Consider the following 16,631-nt stretch of genomic DNA (forward strand, 5'->3'; position numbering starts at 1 on the left):
TGTGGTTTTTCACTTTTGTGTCTAACATCTAGGCCCCGGGGGGGGGCACCCCCTCCGGGCTCTTGCCGTGGTGTCTCCCCCCCAGGCGTCGTCTACAACCGAGGGGGGGGGACGGTGCCCAGGCCCCCGCCCCCCGCCCGTCGCCGTTTGATCTACCCGTCGGTAGCATCCTGCTCATGGCAGACACCGAGCAGACCGACGAGACCCCCAGCGCCGCCCAGGACAAGAAGGCCGAGCGCACCGCCGCCCGGCTCGGCCGGGAGATCGACGCCTTCGCCAAGGCGCACGGCGGGGCGGAGGCACAGGTCGCCTACCTCGGCGAGCGTGGCGCCCGCATCGTGCTCGTCGGAGAGGACGGCGGCTGGGGCGACCTGGTGGCACCCAGCCAGGCGATCGCCGAGGACGCCGTGAAGAGGGCCGGCGTCACCGTGCACGAGGAGTTCGACGGGGAGTTCGCGGCCAAGGTGAAGACCGGCCCGTACGAGTGGAAGCGCATGGCGGGCATCCAGCTCGGCGGCCCCTCCAACGACTGACCCTCACCCTTCGCACGAACGGCCGAGGCCCGGATCGCGCGGGCGCCCGAGAGCCGGCTCGCACGGACGGCCGGGACCCGGAACGCACGGACGGCCGGGACCCGGAACGCGCGGCAGTCCGAGAGCCGGCTCGCACGGATGACCGAGGCCCGGCTCGCCCGGACGGCTGACAACCGTCGGCCGTTCGCACGGGGTGTGCGCGACCAACACCTGACACCCGCTTCACCCGTTAGGACCTGAAAAGGAACGGTCCAGTCGCGGGGAGTCCGGATGATCGAAACGCCGTCCCTGGTGGACCAGTACTGCCACGGCGTACTGCGGACGGAGCTGGGCCTCGGCACGTTCGAGGCCCACCTCGCCAGAACCGAGGGGCCCCCGGCCCCCGGCACCACCTTCTTCGACACCCAGACCGGCTTCGCCGTACGGCGCTGGTGCCCGCCCCTGCTCGGCCTGGAGCCGCACTGCACGCCCGCCCGCTATCTGGCCCGGCGCCGCGAACTCGGCGTCCTCGAATCGGGCCGCCGGCTGCTGCGCGGCAGCGGCATCACCACGTATCTCGTCGACACCGGGCTGCCGGGCGACCTCACCGGGCCGGGCGAGATGGCCTCCACCGGGGCGGCCGGGGCGCACGAGATCGTCCGCCTGGAACTGCTCGCCGAACAGGTCGCCGACACCTCCGGCACCGTCGAGTCGTTTCTCGCCAATCTCGCCGAGTCGGTCCACGGGGCCGCCGCCAACGCCGTCGCCTTCACCTCGGTCGCCGGGGTGCGGCACGGTCTGGCGCTCGCGCCCGAGCCGCCCGGGCCCGGCGAGGTCCGGGGCGCGGCCGGCCGCTGGCTGGCGGGCCGCCGGGTCGGCGGCCCGCTCACCGACCCCGTCCTGCTGCGCCATCTGCTGTGGATCGCGGTCGCCTCCGGCCTGCCGCTCCAGCTGCACGCCGGACTCGGCGAACCCGGTCTGCGCATCGACCGCACCGACCCCGTCCTGCTCACCGACTTCGCCCGCGCCACCGCGGGCCTCGGCACCGACCTGGTCCTGCTGCACGGTTACCCGTACCACCGGCACGCGGCCCACCTCGCCGGGGTCTTCCCGCACGTGTACGCCGATCTGGGCGCCGCCCTGGTCCGCACCGGCGCGCGGGCGGCGGCCGTCCTCGCCGAGATCCTGGAACTGGCGCCCTTCGGCAAGCTGCTCTTCTCCAGCGGCGCCCACGGCCTGCCCGAACTCCACGTCATCGGGGCCCGCCTCTTCCGCGAGGCGCTCGCCCGGGTGCTCGGCACCTGGGTCGCCGAGGGCGCCTGGTCGCTGGCCGACGCGCAGCGTGTGGCGGGCCTGATCGCCGCGGGCAACGCCCGGCGGGTGTACGGGGTGGAGTGAGTCCGCGGGCCCCGGTCATACCGCTACGCGCGCGTGAGGGCCGATTCCGTCGCCGGGCCCGGCACGTCCGCCAGGGTCTCCGGGCGCTCGCGCAGCGCCAGCAGGACCCGCAGCACGCCGATCCACACCAGGCAGGAGCCCAGCATGTGCAGGCCGACCAGGGCCTCCGGCAGGTCGGTGAAGTACTGCACGTAGCCGATGACGCCCTGCGACAGCAGGATCAGGAACAGGTCCCGGGTGCGCAGCAGCGGGCCGCGCGGCGCGTCGACCGCCTTCAGCACGAACCAGAGCGCGAACGTCAGGGTCACCACGATCCACGCCAGCACGGCATGCAGCTTGGCCACGTTCTCCCAGCTCACATGCATCCGGTCGACCTCGCTCGAGTCGCCCGCGTGCGGACCGGCACCGGTCACGACCGTGCCGACCGCGATGAGCAGGACGGCCGCGACGACCAGGAACCACACGAGCTGCCGCACCGACGCGCCGACCAGCGGACGCGGCGCCCCGTCCCCCTCGCGGGCGCGCTGCCACATGAGCGCGGCGACCGTGATCAGGGCGGTGGACAGCAGGAAGTGCGCGGCGACCGTGTACGGGTTCAGACCGACCAGGACGACGATGCCGCCGAGCACGGCGTTGCTCATGACGATCCAGAACTGCGCCCAGCCGAGCCGGGTCAGGCCGCGCCGCCACGGCTTCCGCGACCGGGCGGCGATGATCGCCCATCCGACGGCCGCGCACAGCACGTACGTCAGCATGCGGTTGCCGAACTCGATGGCGCCGTGGAAGCCCATCGCGCTGGTGGCGGTGAGCGAGTCGTCGGTGCACTTGGGCCAGGTCGGGCAGCCGAGGCCGGAGCCGGTGAGCCGGACGGCGCCGCCGGTGACCACGATGACCACCGACATGACGAGCGCGGCGAGCGCCGCGCGCCGCACCGTGCGGGTCGTCGGGGTCCAGCGTTCGGCGATGAAGGCGAGCGGGTTGCGCACCGCGCTGAGGGCGTCGGCTCGGGTCAGGTTCGGCACGCGCACCATCGTAGGGGGCCGCTTGTGCACGCGTTCACGAGGGTCCGGTTGACGGGCGTCCACCCGATTACTCCCAGCGGAAGAACTTCCCGGCGGCGCCGAGGCCCACGACCGCCCAGACGGCCAGGATCCCGAGGTCGGCCCACGGCATCGAGGCGCCGTGCTGGAGCACGTCCCGCAGGCCGTCGGAGAGCGCCGAGATCGGCAGCAGGCCCAGCACGTCCTGGACGCCGGCCGGGAACTTGCCCATCGGCACGATGACCCCGCCGGCCACCAGGAACAGCAGGAACACCAGGTTGGCCGCGCCGAGCGTCGCCTCGGCCCTGAGAGTGCCCGCCATCAGCAGCCCGAGCCCCGAGAAGGCCGCCGTGCCGAGCACCAGCAGGAGCAGTACGGCGAGCGGGTTGCCGTGCGGGGACCAGCCCAGCGCGAAGGCGATCACGGTCAGCAGGATCACCTGGAGGACCTCGGTGACCAGCACCGCCGCCGTCTTCGCGGTCATCAGGCCCCAGCGGGGCAGCGGGGAGGCGGCCAGCCGCTTCAGTACGCCGTAGCGGCGCTCGAAGCCGGTGGCGATGGCCTGTCCGGTGAACGCCGTCGACATCACGGCGAGCGCGAGGATGCCCGGCGTCAGGAAGTCGACCGCCTTCCCCGCGCCGGTGTCGACGATGTCGACGGTGCTGAACAGCACGAGCAGCAGGGTCGGGATGACGACCGTGAGGAGGAGCTGTTCGCCGTTGCGCAGCAGCATCCTCGTCTCCAGCGCGGCCTGCGCGCCGATCATCCGGGGCAGCGGCGCGGCCCCGGGCCTCGGGATGTGGGTACCGGCGGTGGTCACGAACGCAGCTCCTTGCCGGTGAGTTCCAGGAAGACGTCCTCCAGGGTGTGGCGTTCGACGGAGATCTTCTCCGGCATCACGCCGTGCTGGGCGCACCAGGACGTCACCGTGGCCAGCAGCTGGGGATCGACCTTGCCGCCGACCCGGTAGGTGCCCGGCGTCAGCTCGGCCGCCGTGCAGTCCGCCGGGAGGGCCTTGAGCAGCGAGGCCACGTCGAGTCCGGGCCGGCCGCTGAAGCGCAGGGTGTTCTCGGCGCCGCCGCGGCACAGCTCCTCGGGGGAGCCCTGGGCGATGACCCGGCCGGCGTCGATGATCGCGACGTCGTCGGCGAGCTGCTCGGCCTCGTCCATGTAGTGCGTGGTGAGGATGACCGAGACGCCGTCCGAGCGCAGGTCGCGCACCAGGTCCCAGGTGGCGCGCCGGGCCTGCGGGTCCAGGCCCGCGGTCGGCTCGTCCAGGAAGACCAGTTCGGGGCGTCCGACGACGGCCATCGCGAGCGCGAGGCGCTGCTGCTGGCCGCCGGACAGCCGCCGGTAGGCGGTCCGCCCGCAGCTCTCCAGGCCGAGCCGTTCGATGAGCGCGTCCACGTCCAGCGGATGGGCGTGCAGTCTCGCGACGTGGCGGAGCATTTCGTCCGCTCGGGCGCCCGAGTAGACGCCGCCGGACTGGAGCATCACGCCGATGCGGGTGTGCAGCTCCCGGGACTGTCCGACCGGGTCGAGGCCGAGGACGCGCACCGTGCCGGAGTCCGGCTTCCGGTACCCCTCGCAGGTCTCGACCGTGGTCGTCTTGCCCGCGCCGTTGGGTCCGAGTACGGCGGTGACACCCGCCGAGGCCACCAGGTCGAGGCCGTCCACCGCGGTCTTCGTGCCGTACCGCTTCACCAGGGCCTGGACCTGGACCACGGGCTCGCTTCGCATGAGGCGCAAGTCTAGGGACGCCGCCGCGGCCCGGAACCGCCGGGGGCCGAGGCCACCTCGGCGTACAGGTCCCGCGGGCGGTGCAGCGGCAGCCACCGCTCCGCGTACGCCACCGCGTCGGCCAGCGGGAACAGCCGTGCGGTCGCCGCGCCCACCCGGCCCCGTACGACGGGCCGGTCCCGTTCGAAGTCGGCGCCGAGTTCCTCGAACCGCTCGGAGGTGATCGACACCTCGCGCACGGTCGTCCAGCCGTCCGGGGACGGGCGTCCGACCTCGACCACGGGGGAGGGCACCCGGTACTCGGCCAGGTGGAAGGCGGTGCAGGAGCCGAAGCCGGCGCCGAGGAGCAGCACCCGGGCGCCGCGGGCCTCCAGCCGGGCCAGCGGGCTGCGCTCCCCGAGCCGGCAGTCGGGCGCGTGTCCCTCGACGATTCCCGCCGCGCCCGGGCCGAGCGCCGCGAAGGAGGTCTCCGGGTGCGCGCTGCGCAGCGCGCCGGGCCAGTTCCGGACGGTCTCGGGTATCACCCCGACGCCGCGCGAGGGCGTCACCCGGGGGTCGTAGGCGGGCATGGTCGCCCGGATGGTCGGCCACCACTCCTCGGGCACCGGCGGACGGCTCCACAGGGCCGGGTCCGAGAGGTCGCCGGACTGGGTGGGGACCACCAGCGTGCCGTTCGGCCCAATGGCGTCGAGCAGTCCCTGGACGACGGCGACGGGGCCGCCGTTGACCCATCCGAGGGAACTGAGCGAGGAGTGCGCGAGGAGCGTCTCGCCCGGCCGTACGCCGAGGGTGCGCAGGTCCGCCGCCAGGGTGTCCCGGGTGACGAGTGGGCCGGTCGGAGGGGGTGTCGACATGGTCCCGGAGTCTGGCCGAGCGGCGGTCGGAACGCCACCGAATTGATCGATCAAAGATCGTTTGCGCAGGTCAGCTTAGGTATACCTAAGTGATGCAGCGCACCGCCCGGCCCGAGGGGGGTGGGTTGTCAGGCTCTGAGGAATTACGCAACAATGGCGTTGTGAAATACGTTGGCGAGGCTCGGGAGACCCCCACGGGGGGCCCGCAGGAGGAGCTCGCGACCGGAGAGCGCTCGACGCGCAACCGGGTCGCGCGGTCCATCCTGGACCACGGCCCGTCGACGGTGGCCGACCTCGCGGGACGCCTCGGGCTCACCCAGGCCGCCGTGCGCCGCCACCTCGACGCACTCGTCGCCGACGACGTCGTGCAGCCGCGCGAGCAGCGGGTCTACGGAGCGCGCACCCGCGGCCGCCCCGCCAAGGTGTTCGCCCTGACCGACTGCGGCCGGGACGCCTTCGACCAGTCCTACGACAAACTCGCCGAGGACGCCCTGCGCTGGATCGCCGAGCGCGAGGGCGGCGACGAGGCGGTCCTCGCCTTCGCCCGCGCCCGCATCGCGGCCCAGGCCGAGGCCTACCGCAAGGTGGTCGAGGCGGCGCCGCCCGAGCGGCGCACCGAGGCGCTGGCCAAAGCGCTCAGCGCCGACGGGTACGCTGCTGCGGCGCGCAGCGCACCGGTCGGCGAGCAGCTCTGCCAGCACCACTGCCCGGTCGCCCACGTCGCCGAGCGGTTCCCGCAGCTCTGCGAGGCGGAGACGGAGTTCTTCTCCCAACTGCTCGGCACGCACGTCCAGCGGCTGGCCACCATCGCCCACGGCGACGGGGTGTGCACGACGTTCATCCCCAAGATTTCCCACACAGCTCACAACGCATCTGCAAGCAACGCATCTGCAAGCACGGCCGGGAGGAACCCCGCATGACGCTCCCCACGGAGACTGCCCACCCCGAACTCGAGGGCCTGGGCAAGTACGAATACGGCTGGGCCGACTCCGACACGGCCGGCGCCTCTGCCAAGCGCGGCATCAACGAGGACGTCGTCCGCGACATCTCCGCGAAGAAGAACGAGCCGGAGTGGATGACCAAGCTCCGCCTCAAGGGCCTGCGCCTCTTCGAGAAGAAGCCCATGCCCAACTGGGGTTCGGACCTGTCGGGCATCGACTTCGACAACATCAAGTACTTCGTGCGCTCCACGGAGAAGCAGGCGGAGTCCTGGGAGGACCTGCCCGAGGACATCAAGAACACGTACGACAAGCTCGGCATCCCCGAGGCGGAGAAGCAGCGCCTCGTCGCCGGTGTCGCCGCCCAGTACGAGTCCGAGGTCGTCTACCACCAGATCCGCGAGGACCTGGAGGAGCAGGGCGTCATCTTCCTGGACACCGACACCGCTCTCAAGGAGCACCCGGAGCTGTTCAAGGAGTACTTCGGCACCGTCATCCCGGTCGGTGACAACAAGTTCGCCTCGCTGAACACGGCCGTGTGGTCCGGCGGCTCCTTCATCTACGTGCCGAAGGGCGTGCACGTCGAGATCCCGCTCCAGGCCTACTTCCGTATCAACACGGAGAACATGGGCCAGTTCGAGCGGACGCTGATCATCGTCGACGAGGACGCCTACGTCCACTACGTCGAGGGCTGCACCGCGCCGATCTACAAGTCGGACTCCCTGCACTCCGCGGTGGTCGAGATCATCGTGAAGAAGGGCGCCCGCTGCCGCTACACGACCATCCAGAACTGGTCGAACAACGTCTACAACCTGGTCACCAAGCGCGCCGTGGCGTACGAGGGCGCGACCATGGAGTGGATCGACGGCAACATCGGCTCCAAGGTCACCATGAAGTACCCGGCCGTCTACCTGATGGGCGAGCACGCCAAGGGCGAGACCCTGTCCATCGCCTTCGCCGGCGAGGGCCAGCACCAGGACGCCGGCTCCAAGATGGTCCACATGGCGCCGAACACCTCCTCGAACATCGTGTCGAAGTCGGTGGCGCGCGGCGGCGGCCGTACGTCCTACCGCGGTCTGGTCGAGATCGGCGAGGGCGCCCACGGCTCCAAGTCGAACGTGCTCTGCGACGCGCTGCTCGTGGACACCATCTCCCGCTCCGACACCTACCCCTACGTGGACGTCCGCGAGGACGACGTGTCGATGGGCCACGAGGCGACCGTCTCCAAGGTCTCCGAGGACCAGCTCTTCTACCTGATGAGCCGCGGTCTGACGGAGTTCGAGGCGATGGCGATGATCGTGCGCGGCTTCGTCGAGCCGATCGCCAAGGAGCTGCCCATGGAGTACGCCCTGGAACTCAACCGGCTGATCGAGCTGCAGATGGAGGGCTCGGTCGGCTGACCCGCCGACCGCCCCCGCAGCCGCCGGCCCGCCCCACCCGGGCGAGCCGTGGATCGCAACTGACGTAGGAAGAGAGCAGACCGACAGCCATGGCTGAGGCCCTTAACATCCCGGTGGGATCCACCACCGCCGGACAGATCGCGGTGGCCGCCGAGTCGACCGTCGCCACGCGCATGAGCGCGCCCCCCTCCTTCGACGTGGCGGACTTCCCGGTCCCCCACGGCCGCGAGGAGGAGTGGCGGTTCACCCCGCTGGAGCGCCTGCGCGGGCTGCACGATGGCACCGCGGTCGCCACCGGCGACGGCGTCAAGGTCGCCATCGGCACCCCCGACGGCGTCACCGTGGAGACCGTCGGCCGTGACGACGAGCGACTCGGCAGGGCCGGCACCCCGGTGGACCGCGTGGCCGCCCAGGCCTACTCGTCCTTCGAGAAGGCCTCGGTCGTGACCGTCCCCAAGGAGACGGTCCTCTCCGAGCCGATCCGCATCGTCGTCCAAGGCGAGGGTGGCACCGCCTACGGCCACCAGGTCATCGAGCTGGGCGCCTTCGCCGAGGCCGTCGTCGTCATCGACCACACCGGTGACGCGGTCCTGGCCGCCAACGTCGACTACATCCTCGGCGACGGCGCCAAGCTGACCGTCGTCTCCGTCCAGGACTGGGACGACAAGGCCGTCCACGTCGGCCAGCACAACGCGCTGATCGGACGGGACGCCACCTTCAAGTCCTTCGTGGTCACCTTCGGCGGCGACGTCGTACGCCTGCACCCGCGCGTCGCCTACGCCGGCACCGGCGGCGAGGCCGAGCTGTTCGGCCTCTACTTCACCGACGCCGGCCAGCACCAGGAGCACCGCCTCCTGGTCGACCACAACACCCCGCACTGCAAGTCCAACGTCATGTACAAGGGCGCGCTCCAGGGCGAGGGCGCCCACGCGGTGTGGATCGGCGACGTCCTCATCGAGGCCAAGGCCGAGGGCACCGACACCTACGAGATGAACCGCAACCTGGTTCTGACCGACGGCGCCCGGGTCGACTCCGTGCCGAACCTGGAGATCGAGACCGGTGAGATCGTCGGCGCCGGACACGCCTCCGCGACCGGCCGCTTCGACGACGAGCAGCTCTTCTACCTGATGGCCCGCGGCATCCCCGCCGACGAGGCCCGCCGTCTGGTGGTCCGCGGCTTCTTCGCCGAACTGGTCCAGCAGATCGGCGTCGACGACATCGAAGAGCGCCTTCTCGTGAAGATCGACGAGGAGCTGGAGGCGTCGCTCTGATGCCCGGCACCTTCGACCGTGCCCGTTTCCTTCGGGCCTGTGGGCTGAGCGAGCTGGAGGAGGACACCCCGAAGCGGGTGGAACTCGACGGCACGCCGGTCTCGGTCGTGAAGACCGAGGGGGAGGTGTTCGCGATCAACGACATCTGCTCGCACGCGAACGTCTCGCTCTCCGAGGGCGAGGTGGAGGACTGCCAGATCGAGTGCTGGCTGCACGGCTCCGCCTTCGACCTGCGCACCGGCAAGCCGTCCGGCCTTCCCGCGACGCGCCCCGTCCCCGTATACCCCGTAAAGATCGAAGGGGACGACGTGCTCGTCTCCCTCAACCAGGAGTCCTGAGGAACCCATGGCAACGCTTGAAATCCACGACCTGCACGTCACCGTCGAGGCCGACAACGCCACGAAGGAGATCCTCAAGGGCGTCGACCTGACCGTGAAGCAGGGCGAGACGCACGCCATCATGGGCCCCAACGGCTCGGGCAAGTCGACCCTCGCCTACTCGCTCGCGGGCCACCCCAAGTACACGATCACCGGCGGCACCGTCACCCTCGACGGCGAGGACGTCCTGGAGATGTCCGTCGACGAGCGCGCCCGCGCCGGCCTGTTCCTGGCGATGCAGTACCCGGTCGAGATCCCCGGCGTCTCCGTCTCCAACTTCCTGCGCACCTCCGCCACCGCCGTCCGCGGCGAGGCCCCCAAGCTGCGGACCTGGGTGAAGGAGGTCAAGGAGACCATGGAGCGCCTCTCCATGGACCCCTCCTTCGCCGAGCGCAACGTCAACGAGGGTTTCTCCGGCGGTGAGAAGAAGCGCCACGAGATCCTCCAGCTCGAACTGCTCAAGCCGAAGATCGCCGTCCTCGACGAGACCGACTCCGGCCTCGACGTCGACGCCCTGCGCGTCGTCTCCGAGGGCGTCAACCGCGTGCGCGAGTCCGGCGAGGTGGGCACCCTGCTCATCACCCACTACACGCGCATCCTGCGCTACATCAAGCCCGACTTCGTCCACGTCTTCTCCGGTGGCCGCATCGTCGAGTCCGGCGGCGCCGAACTCGCCGACAAGCTGGAGAACGAGGGCTACGAGTCGTACGCCGTCAACGCGAAGGGTGGCGTATCCGCGTGACACAGACGCCGGGCCTCCTCACTGAGTCCAGTCTTCTGGGCGAGGCGATCCGCAAGGACTTCCCCATCCTGGACCGCGAGGTCCACGACGGCCGGAAGCTCGTGTACCTGGACAACGCGGCGACCTCGCAGAAGCCGCGCCAGGTGCTGGACGCCCTGAACGAGTACTACGAGCGCTACAACGCCAACGTCCACCGCGGTGTGCATGTGCTCGCCGAGGAGGCCACGGCGCTGTACGAGGGCGCGCGTGACAAGGTCGCCGCCTTCATCAACGCGCCGAGCCGCGACGAGGTCATCTTCACGAAGAACGCCTCGGAGTCGCTCAACCTCGTGGCCAACATGCTCGGCTGGGCCGACGAGCCCTACCGGGTCGACCACGAGACCGAGATCGTCATCACGGAGATGGAGCACCACTCCAACATCGTCCCGTGGCAGCTGCTGTCGCAGCGCACGGGCGCGAAGCTGAAGTGGTTCGGTCTCACCGACGACGGCCGTCTCGACCTGTCGAACATCGACGAGATCATCACCGAGAAGACGAAGATCGTCTCCTTCGTGCTGGTGTCGAACATCCTGGGCACCGTCAACCCGGTCGAGGCCATCGTGCGCCGCGCCCAGGAGGTCGGCGCGCTGGTGCTGATCGACGCGTCGCAGGCCGCCCCGCACATGCCGCTCGACGTGCAGGCCCTCCAGGCCGACTTCGTGGCCTTCACCGGCCACAAGATGTGCGGTCCGACCGGTATCGGCGTCCTGTGGGGACGCCAGGAACTGCTGGAGGACCTTCCGCCGTTCCTCGGCGGCGGCGAGATGATCGAGACCGTGTCGATGCACTCCTCCACATACGCGCCGGCACCGCACAAGTTCGAGGCGGGCACCCCGCCGATCGCCCAGGCGGTCGGTCTCGGCGCGGCGATCGACTACCTGTCCTCGATCGGCATGGACAAGATCCTCGCCCACGAGCACGCCCTCACCGAGTACGCGGTGAAGCGCCTCGCGGACGTCCCCGACCTGCGGATCATCGGCCCCACCACGGCCGAGGACCGCGGCGCGGCGATCTCGTTCACGCTCGGCGACATCCACCCGCACGACGTGGGCCAGGTCCTCGACGAGCAGGGCATCGCGGTCCGGGTCGGCCACCACTGCGCCCGCCCGGTCTGCCTGCGGTACGGAATTCCCGCGACCACGCGAGCGTCGTTCTATCTGTACTCCACGCCGGCCGAGATCGACGCTCTGGTCGACGGGCTGGAGCACGTACGGAACTTCTTCGGCTGAGGGGCTGGCTGGGAACGTGAAGCTGGATTCGATGTACCAGGAAGTCATCCTGGACCACTACAAGCACCCGCACGGGCGCGGTCTGAGGGACGGCGACGCCGAGGTGCACCACGTCAATCCCACCTGCGGTGACGAGATCACACTGCGGGTGAAGTACGACGGCGAGCGGATCGAGGACATCTCGTACGAGGGTCAGGGCTGCTCGATCAGCCAGGCATCCGCCTCCGTACTGAACGACCTCCTCGTCGGCAAGGACGTCACCGACGCGCAGAAGATCCAAGGGACCTTCCTGGAGCTGATGCAGTCCAAGGGGCGGATCGAGCCCGACGACGCCATGGAGGAGGTGCTGGAGGACGCGGTCGCGTTCGCCGGTGTCTCCAAGTACCCGGCCCGGGTCAAGTGCGCCCTCCTGAGCTGGATGGCGTGGAAGGACGCGACGGCCCAGGCGCTGGGCGACGAGCCCGAGAAGGCTGTGAGGAAGACCGCATGAGCGAGAACACCGTGACGTCGGCCGCGGACACCGTGACGTCCGAGAACGCTGTGACGTCCGAGAACGCCGTGACGTCCGAGAACGCCGTGACGTCCGAGAACGCCGTGACGTCGGGCGAGAGCCTGACGACGAAGCCGGCCTCGGAGGAAGAGGTCCGCGAGGCGCTGTACGACGTCGTCGACCCCGAGCTGGGCATCGACGTCGTCAACCTCGGCCTCATCTACGGCATCCACATCGACGACGCGAACATCGCGACGATCGACATGACCCTGACGTCCGCGGCCTGTCCGCTCACCGACGTCATCGAGGACCAGGCCAAGTCCGCCACGGACGGTCTCGTCAACGAACTGCGCATCAACTGGGTCTGGATGCCGCCGTGGGGTCCGGACAAGATCACGGACGACGGACGCGAGCAGCTTCGGGCGCTCGGCTTCAACGTCTGAGACGCCGGGACCTCGGTACTTCGCTGGGGCGGCACCTTCGGGTGCCGCCCCAGCGCGCGTTTTCGGGCCGGGGCTGAGGCCCGGTGCTCAGACGTGGGGCGGGCTGGGGGTGTCCGGAGTTCCCGGAGTACCCGGAGTGCCGGGCGGGCCGGATGCGGTGGGTGTGCCGGGCGAGTCGGAGGTGCCGGGGGTGGCGGCGGCGCGGGCCAGTACGTCTGCGAGGCCCTCCCGGCGGATGCGCCGGTCGACGTAGAGCAGGGTCGTCACCACGGGCACGAACACGGACGTCAGGAGCTGGGTGAGGAACATCGTGACCAGCGTGAGCGCCAGAAAGGGCAGCAGTTCGGGCAGCACGTCGTCGAACAGCTCGGCGGCGTCCGCCGGATGCGCCGCCGCCGGGTCGTACGACGAGAAGACCGGCGTCGTGAACAGGAACGGCATCCGCACGAGTGAGGCCAGTGTCGTCACGATGGCCAGGCCGAGCAGCGAGACGCCGAACGTGCGCCACCAGGACCCGCGCACCAGCCGGACGGACCGCCGCATCGCCGTCGTGGGCGAGGCGTCCTCCAGTACGGCGGCGGCGGGGGCGAACAGGAACAGCACGTACAGCCACACCGCCACCGCCGTGGCGACGGGTGCGACGAGGAAGAAGAGCGCGAGGGGCAGCGACGGGCCGGACGACAGGGCGATCGCCGCGCCGATGGGCGCGGCGCCCACGACGACGGGGAGCAGCACGGCGAGGCCCGACAGGACCGTCACGCCGAGCACCGAGGGGGTCCGTCGCCGCGCGCGCCGCCACACCGCGCCGAGCCGGGCACGCCGGCCGAGCACCGCCTCGTGCAGGGTCGCCACGCAGGCGGCCTGCACCACGGCGTTGGCCAGCGGCGTCGTCACCATCGCGAGGACCCAGACGGCGCCGAACGCCGCCAGCAGGGGCCGCACGTCCGACCAGTGCGCCGTGCCGTGCGTCTCGGTGAGCCGGTGGACGTGGTCCGCCACCGTGCCGTACGCGACCGTCCCGGCGCCGGCCAGGACGATCCCCAGCCCCAGGTAGACCAGGCCGGCCACGCCGAACAGCGGCTTCGCGTAGCGGCCCACCGTGGTGAAGGCCCCGCTGAGGATCGTGTCCACCCCGAGCGGGGCCAGCGGTATCACGCCCGGCTTGGGCGGTGGCGGGGGCGGCGGGAACGGCGGGGCCCAGCCCCAGCCGCCCGGCCCGCCGGCGTACGGCCCCTGCGGCCCCTGAGGTCCCCACCCGGATCTGTCCGACATACCCCGTGCGCTCCATTGCTCTGTTACGGGAGTCCGTGCGACGTCGCCCGACTCCGCCCCCACTGTGATCGCGAACGATATCCCCTGGTGCGCGCGGTGCCCATGGAGTTGATGCGGGCGGGGTGTGGGGCGGGTGTGCGGCGGATGCGCGATGGGTGTGCGGAGGTGTGCGGTGGGTCTGCGCAGAGTGTGTACAGGTGTACGCATCGATGTGTACCGTCGTACGCATGGGATACGTACTGCTCGCCGGAGCCATCGCGGCGGAGGTCGGCGCGACCACCGCGATGAAGTACACGGAGGGCTTCAGCAGGCTGTGGCCCTCGCTGCTGACCGTCCTCGGATACGTCGTCGCCTTCGCGCTGCTCGCCCAGACCCTGAAGACCGTCTCGGTCGGCACGGCCTACGCGATCTGGGCCGGCGTCGGCACGGCGGCCATCGCCACGATCGGGATGCTGTTCCTCGGCGAGGGGCTCACCGCCGCGAAGGCGGCCGGCATCGCGCTGATCATCGGCGGGGTCGTGCTGCTGAATCTGGGCGGGGCACATTGATGGGCATGGGCACGGGCACGGGCATGGGTGTGGGTGTGGAAGTGAACGCCAGGGTGGCGGCGGGTGCGGACTCAAGGGTGAGTCGCGGCCGGGGCCGGGCCGTGGGCGGTGGTCGGTGATGGTGCGGCGGTACGACCCGGAGCGGCGGCAGCGGATCATCGACGCGGCGATCCGGGTCGTCGGCGCGAAGGGCATCGCGGGGCTGAGCCACCGCTCCGCCGCCGCCGAGGCCGATGTGCCGCTCGGCTCCACCACGTACCACTTCAAGACCCTGGACGAACTCCTCGTCGCCGCGCTGCGCCAGGCGAACGAGGGCTTCGCCAAGGTGGTCGCGGCGCGCGGCACCCTGGAGGACACCCGCGCCGACCTCGCGGGCGAACTGGCGGGGCTGATCGGGGAGTGGCTGGCGGGGGACCGTACGGGCGTGGAGCTGGAGTACGAGCTGTACCTCGCCGCCCTCCGCAAGCCGGCGCTGCGCCCGGTGGCCGCCGAGTGGATCGACAGCCTGGTCGAACCGCTGTCCCGCCGCACCGACCCGGTGACCGCGCGCGCCCTGGTCGCCCTGCTGGACGGCATCTGTCTCCAGGTCCTGCTGACCGGCACGACGTACGACGAGGGGTACGCGCGGGAGGTGTTGGGGCGGGTGCTGCGGTGAGGGAGCCGGGGCGGGGTCGGGAGCGGGGGGCCGGAACGGGCGCGGCCTGAGGGCGGCCTACAGGCGACCCGCGGGCGACCCCCGCATGAGCCTGCGGGCGGTCTGCGGGCGGTCTGCAGCGGTCTGCGAGCAGCCTGAGGGCGGGCTCGGTGCCGCCGCTCGGCCCGGTTCCTGAGACGCGGCGCGGACCGGTTCGCCCGGGCGGGGCGCGCCACGTTAGGTTTCACCCATGACCGACACGACTGCTTCTCGTACCACCGGCGCCGTCGCCGCCGGGCTCGCCACCCTGACCGCCGACGGCACCGTTCTCGACACCTGGTTCCCGGCGCCCGAACTGTCCGCCGAGCCCGGCCCGGCCGGCACCGAGCGGCTGTCCGCCGAGCGGGCGGTGGAACTCCTCGGTGAGGGCGCCGCGCGGGCGATCGGCCCGGACGCCCGCCGTGGCGTCGAGGTGGTCGCGGTCCGTACGGTCATCGCGTCCCTGGACGACAAGCCGCTCGACGCGCACGACGCCTACCTGCGCCTGCACCTCCTGTCGCACCGCCTGGTCCAGCCGCACGGCCAGAACCTGGACGGCCTGTTCGGTCTGCTCGCCAACGTGGCGTGGACCTCGCTCGGCCCCGTCGCCGTGGACGACGTGGAGAAGGTGCGGCTGAACGCGCGCGCCGAGGGCCTGCACCTCCAGGTGACCTCGATCGACAAGTTCCCGCGCATGACGGACTACGTGGCGCCCAAGGGCGTGCGTATCGCGGACGCCGACCGGGTCCGCCTCGGCGCGCACCTCGCGGCCGGCACGACGGTCATGCACGAGGGCTTCGTGAACTTCAACGCGGGCACGCTGGGCACCTCGATGGTCGAGGGCCGTATCTCCGCGGGTGTCGTGGTCGGCGACGGCTCGGACATCGGCGGCGGCGCGTCCACCATGGGCACCCTGTCCGGCGGCGGAAACGTCCGCATCACCATCGGCGAGCGCTGCCTCGTCGGCGCGGAGGCGGGTGTGGGCATCGCCCTCGGCGACGAGTGCGTGGTCGAGGCCGGGCTGTATGTCACGGCCGGCACACGCGTGACGATGCCCGACGGCGAGATCGTGAAGGCCCGCGAACTGTCCGGCGGCTCCAACATCCTCTTCCGCCGCAACTCGGTCACCGGCAAGGTGGAGGCCCGCCCGAACAACGCGGTCTGGGGCGGCCTGAACGAGGTCCTGCACAGCCACAACTGATCATCGGCGGCCGTGACTTGCGGCCGCCTCCTGGACCGCTGCTCTGAACTGCGGCGCAGCCGCCGCCAGCACCGGTCACCAACAAGCGCCCTTCCACGGTCCAGGACGGCCGGGGAGGGCGCTTGTGTGGGAGCCGGTGAGGGTCTGTACTTCGTCGCGTACAGATCGCGGGCAGCAGGCGGCACGATCCGCGAGGCCATGATCGAGGTGCGTGCTAGCGGGCTGGTCGAGACCCGGCGCGGTAAGGGCCCGATCGTGAGGAATCGGCCGTCCGTGCGGGATCGGTACTCCGACCGCCTCTGGCGCTCACTTCGGCGGGGCGGCAAGTTGCCTATCGCGCCAAGTTGCCTATCGCGCCAAGTCGGCGCGGTCCGGCGCCACGTGTCAAGGTAGGCATCCTCTGTATCAGGCCCCCTGGATGTCCCGGATGACGGCCGCGGAGCGGTTGAGCAACGGCACACGCG

General features: G+C 71.0%; 18 protein-coding genes and 1 pseudogene. 14 read left to right on the forward strand and 5 right to left on the reverse strand.

What is annotated here, in order from left to right:
* The first annotated feature begins 176 nt into the window (after window positions 1-176).
* Both AB0912_RS23595 and AB0912_RS23600 read left to right on the forward strand, forming a co-directional pair.
* Complete coding sequence (locus tag AB0912_RS23595) at window positions 177-533, forward strand: hypothetical protein (protein WP_366702871.1); 357 nt, start codon at window positions 177-179, stop codon at window positions 531-533.
* Window positions 534-803: 270 nt separating this feature from the next.
* Window positions 804-1,910 (forward strand): amidohydrolase family protein, encoded by a 1,107-nt coding sequence (locus AB0912_RS23600; RefSeq protein ID WP_366702873.1) that lies wholly within the window; start codon window positions 804-806, stop codon window positions 1,908-1,910.
* Window positions 1,911-1,933: 23 nt separating this feature from the next.
* Here AB0912_RS23600 and AB0912_RS23605 read toward each other — a convergent pair whose 3' ends face one another.
* Genes AB0912_RS23605 through AB0912_RS23620 form a run of 4 tightly spaced genes read right to left on the reverse strand, consistent with a single transcriptional unit; the run spans window position 1,934 to window position 5,544 of the window.
* Window positions 1,934-2,941, reverse strand: coding sequence for a COX15/CtaA family protein (locus AB0912_RS23605; protein ID WP_366702875.1), 1,008 nt, complete (start codon window positions 2,939-2,941; stop codon window positions 1,934-1,936).
* A gap of 58 nt (window positions 2,942-2,999) precedes the next feature.
* Window positions 3,000-3,716 carry an ABC transporter permease gene (locus AB0912_RS23610; protein ID WP_366702994.1) on the reverse strand — a complete coding sequence of 239 codons (717 nt, stop codon included), beginning with the start codon at window positions 3,714-3,716 and terminating at the stop codon, window positions 3,000-3,002.
* 50 nt (window positions 3,717-3,766) lie between these two features.
* The gene (locus AB0912_RS23615; protein ID WP_366702877.1) at window positions 3,767-4,690 is read right to left on the reverse strand and encodes an ABC transporter ATP-binding protein; all 924 of its coding nucleotides are present in this window, start codon (window positions 4,688-4,690) and stop codon (window positions 3,767-3,769) included.
* An 11-nt stretch (window positions 4,691-4,701) separates the two neighbouring features.
* The gene (locus AB0912_RS23620) at window positions 4,702-5,544 is read right to left on the reverse strand and encodes an AAC(3) family N-acetyltransferase (protein ID WP_366702879.1); all 843 of its coding nucleotides are present in this window, start codon (window positions 5,542-5,544) and stop codon (window positions 4,702-4,704) included.
* Window positions 5,545-5,705: 161 nt separating this feature from the next.
* On the opposite strand from AB0912_RS23620, the gene AB0912_RS23625 reads away from it, so the two are divergent.
* The 8 genes from AB0912_RS23625 (at window position 5,706) to AB0912_RS23660 (ending at window position 12,473) form a co-directional block, all read left to right on the forward strand.
* The gene (locus AB0912_RS23625) at window positions 5,706-6,464 is read left to right on the forward strand and encodes a metalloregulator ArsR/SmtB family transcription factor (protein ID WP_366702881.1); all 759 of its coding nucleotides are present in this window, start codon (window positions 5,706-5,708) and stop codon (window positions 6,462-6,464) included.
* Entirely contained in the window at window positions 6,461-7,882 is a 1,422-nt protein-coding gene (gene sufB / locus AB0912_RS23630; protein WP_366702883.1) for a Fe-S cluster assembly protein SufB, read from the forward strand. Before AB0912_RS23625 ends, sufB begins: the two co-directional genes overlap by 4 nt.
* A gap of 89 nt (window positions 7,883-7,971) precedes the next feature.
* Complete coding sequence (sufD, locus tag AB0912_RS23635; RefSeq protein WP_366702885.1) at window positions 7,972-9,153, forward strand: Fe-S cluster assembly protein SufD; 1,182 nt, start codon at window positions 7,972-7,974, stop codon at window positions 9,151-9,153.
* Window positions 9,153-9,491 carry a non-heme iron oxygenase ferredoxin subunit gene (locus AB0912_RS23640; RefSeq protein WP_366702887.1) on the forward strand — a complete coding sequence of 113 codons (339 nt, stop codon included), beginning with the start codon at window positions 9,153-9,155 and terminating at the stop codon, window positions 9,489-9,491. Before sufD ends, AB0912_RS23640 begins: the two co-directional genes overlap by 1 nt.
* A gap of 7 nt (window positions 9,492-9,498) precedes the next feature.
* Complete coding sequence (gene sufC / locus AB0912_RS23645) at window positions 9,499-10,272, forward strand: Fe-S cluster assembly ATPase SufC (protein WP_366702889.1); 774 nt, start codon at window positions 9,499-9,501, stop codon at window positions 10,270-10,272.
* Between the two features lie 35 nt (window positions 10,273-10,307).
* Entirely contained in the window at window positions 10,308-11,540 is a 1,233-nt protein-coding gene (locus tag AB0912_RS23650) for a cysteine desulfurase (RefSeq protein ID WP_366702996.1), read from the forward strand.
* Between the two features lie 16 nt (window positions 11,541-11,556).
* Window positions 11,557-12,030, forward strand: coding sequence for a Fe-S cluster assembly sulfur transfer protein SufU (gene sufU, locus AB0912_RS23655; protein WP_366702891.1), 474 nt, complete (start codon window positions 11,557-11,559; stop codon window positions 12,028-12,030).
* 104 nt (window positions 12,031-12,134) lie between these two features.
* Window positions 12,135-12,473: a metal-sulfur cluster assembly factor gene (locus AB0912_RS23660; protein WP_366702998.1), complete on the forward strand. Its 339-nt coding sequence runs from the start codon at window positions 12,135-12,137 to the stop codon at window positions 12,471-12,473.
* An 87-nt stretch (window positions 12,474-12,560) separates the two neighbouring features.
* Here AB0912_RS23660 and AB0912_RS23665 read toward each other — a convergent pair whose 3' ends face one another.
* Window positions 12,561-13,745: an oxidoreductase gene (locus tag AB0912_RS23665; protein ID WP_366702893.1), complete on the reverse strand. Its 1,185-nt coding sequence runs from the start codon at window positions 13,743-13,745 to the stop codon at window positions 12,561-12,563.
* 227 nt (window positions 13,746-13,972) lie between these two features.
* Here AB0912_RS23665 and AB0912_RS23670 point away from each other — a divergent pair, with 227 nt between their 5' ends.
* The 4 genes and pseudogenes from AB0912_RS23670 to AB0912_RS23685 all read left to right on the forward strand — a co-directional run.
* A complete protein-coding gene (locus tag AB0912_RS23670; RefSeq protein ID WP_366702895.1) occupies window positions 13,973-14,293 on the forward strand; it encodes a multidrug efflux SMR transporter in 321 nt (106 codons plus the stop codon).
* A 118-nt stretch (window positions 14,294-14,411) separates the two neighbouring features.
* Complete coding sequence (locus AB0912_RS23675) at window positions 14,412-14,948, forward strand: TetR family transcriptional regulator (protein ID WP_366702897.1); 537 nt, start codon at window positions 14,412-14,414, stop codon at window positions 14,946-14,948.
* A gap of 229 nt (window positions 14,949-15,177) precedes the next feature.
* Window positions 15,178-16,167, forward strand: a complete 990-nt coding sequence (gene dapD / locus AB0912_RS23680; protein WP_366702899.1) for a 2,3,4,5-tetrahydropyridine-2,6-dicarboxylate N-succinyltransferase — start codon at window positions 15,178-15,180, stop codon at window positions 16,165-16,167.
* 174 nt (window positions 16,168-16,341) lie between these two features.
* Window positions 16,342-16,555, forward strand: a pseudogene (locus tag AB0912_RS23685) (GntR family transcriptional regulator); the annotation flags it as partial.
* Between the last annotated feature and the right edge of the window lie 76 nt (window positions 16,556-16,631).

The sequence above is a fragment of the Streptomyces sp. NPDC007084 genome, assembly GCF_040703595.1.
In the GTDB taxonomy this organism is placed as follows: domain Bacteria; phylum Actinomycetota; class Actinomycetes; order Streptomycetales; family Streptomycetaceae; genus Streptomyces.

Coding starts and splice junctions, on each gene's coding strand:
- AB0912_RS23595 (WP_366702871.1), top strand. CDS start 177: ATGGCAGACACCGAGCAGACCGACGAGACCCCCAGCGCCGCCCAGGAC.
- AB0912_RS23600 (WP_366702873.1), top strand. CDS start 804: ATGATCGAAACGCCGTCCCTGGTGGACCAGTACTGCCACGGCGTACTG.
- AB0912_RS23605 (WP_366702875.1), bottom strand. CDS start 2,941: ATGGTGCGCGTGCCGAACCTGACCCGAGCCGACGCCCTCAGCGCGGTG.
- AB0912_RS23610 (WP_366702994.1), bottom strand. CDS start 3,716: ATGATCGGCGCGCAGGCCGCGCTGGAGACGAGGATGCTGCTGCGCAAC.
- AB0912_RS23615 (WP_366702877.1), bottom strand. CDS start 4,690: ATGCGAAGCGAGCCCGTGGTCCAGGTCCAGGCCCTGGTGAAGCGGTAC.
- AB0912_RS23620 (WP_366702879.1), bottom strand. CDS start 5,544: ATGTCGACACCCCCTCCGACCGGCCCACTCGTCACCCGGGACACCCTG.
- sufB (WP_366702883.1), top strand. CDS start 6,461: ATGACGCTCCCCACGGAGACTGCCCACCCCGAACTCGAGGGCCTGGGC.
- sufD (WP_366702885.1), top strand. CDS start 7,972: ATGGCTGAGGCCCTTAACATCCCGGTGGGATCCACCACCGCCGGACAG.
- AB0912_RS23640 (WP_366702887.1), top strand. CDS start 9,153: ATGCCCGGCACCTTCGACCGTGCCCGTTTCCTTCGGGCCTGTGGGCTG.
- sufC (WP_366702889.1), top strand. CDS start 9,499: ATGGCAACGCTTGAAATCCACGACCTGCACGTCACCGTCGAGGCCGAC.
- AB0912_RS23665 (WP_366702893.1), bottom strand. CDS start 13,745: ATGTCGGACAGATCCGGGTGGGGACCTCAGGGGCCGCAGGGGCCGTAC.
- AB0912_RS23670 (WP_366702895.1), top strand. CDS start 13,973: ATGGGATACGTACTGCTCGCCGGAGCCATCGCGGCGGAGGTCGGCGCG.
- AB0912_RS23675 (WP_366702897.1), top strand. CDS start 14,412: ATGGTGCGGCGGTACGACCCGGAGCGGCGGCAGCGGATCATCGACGCG.
- dapD (WP_366702899.1), top strand. CDS start 15,178: ATGACCGACACGACTGCTTCTCGTACCACCGGCGCCGTCGCCGCCGGG.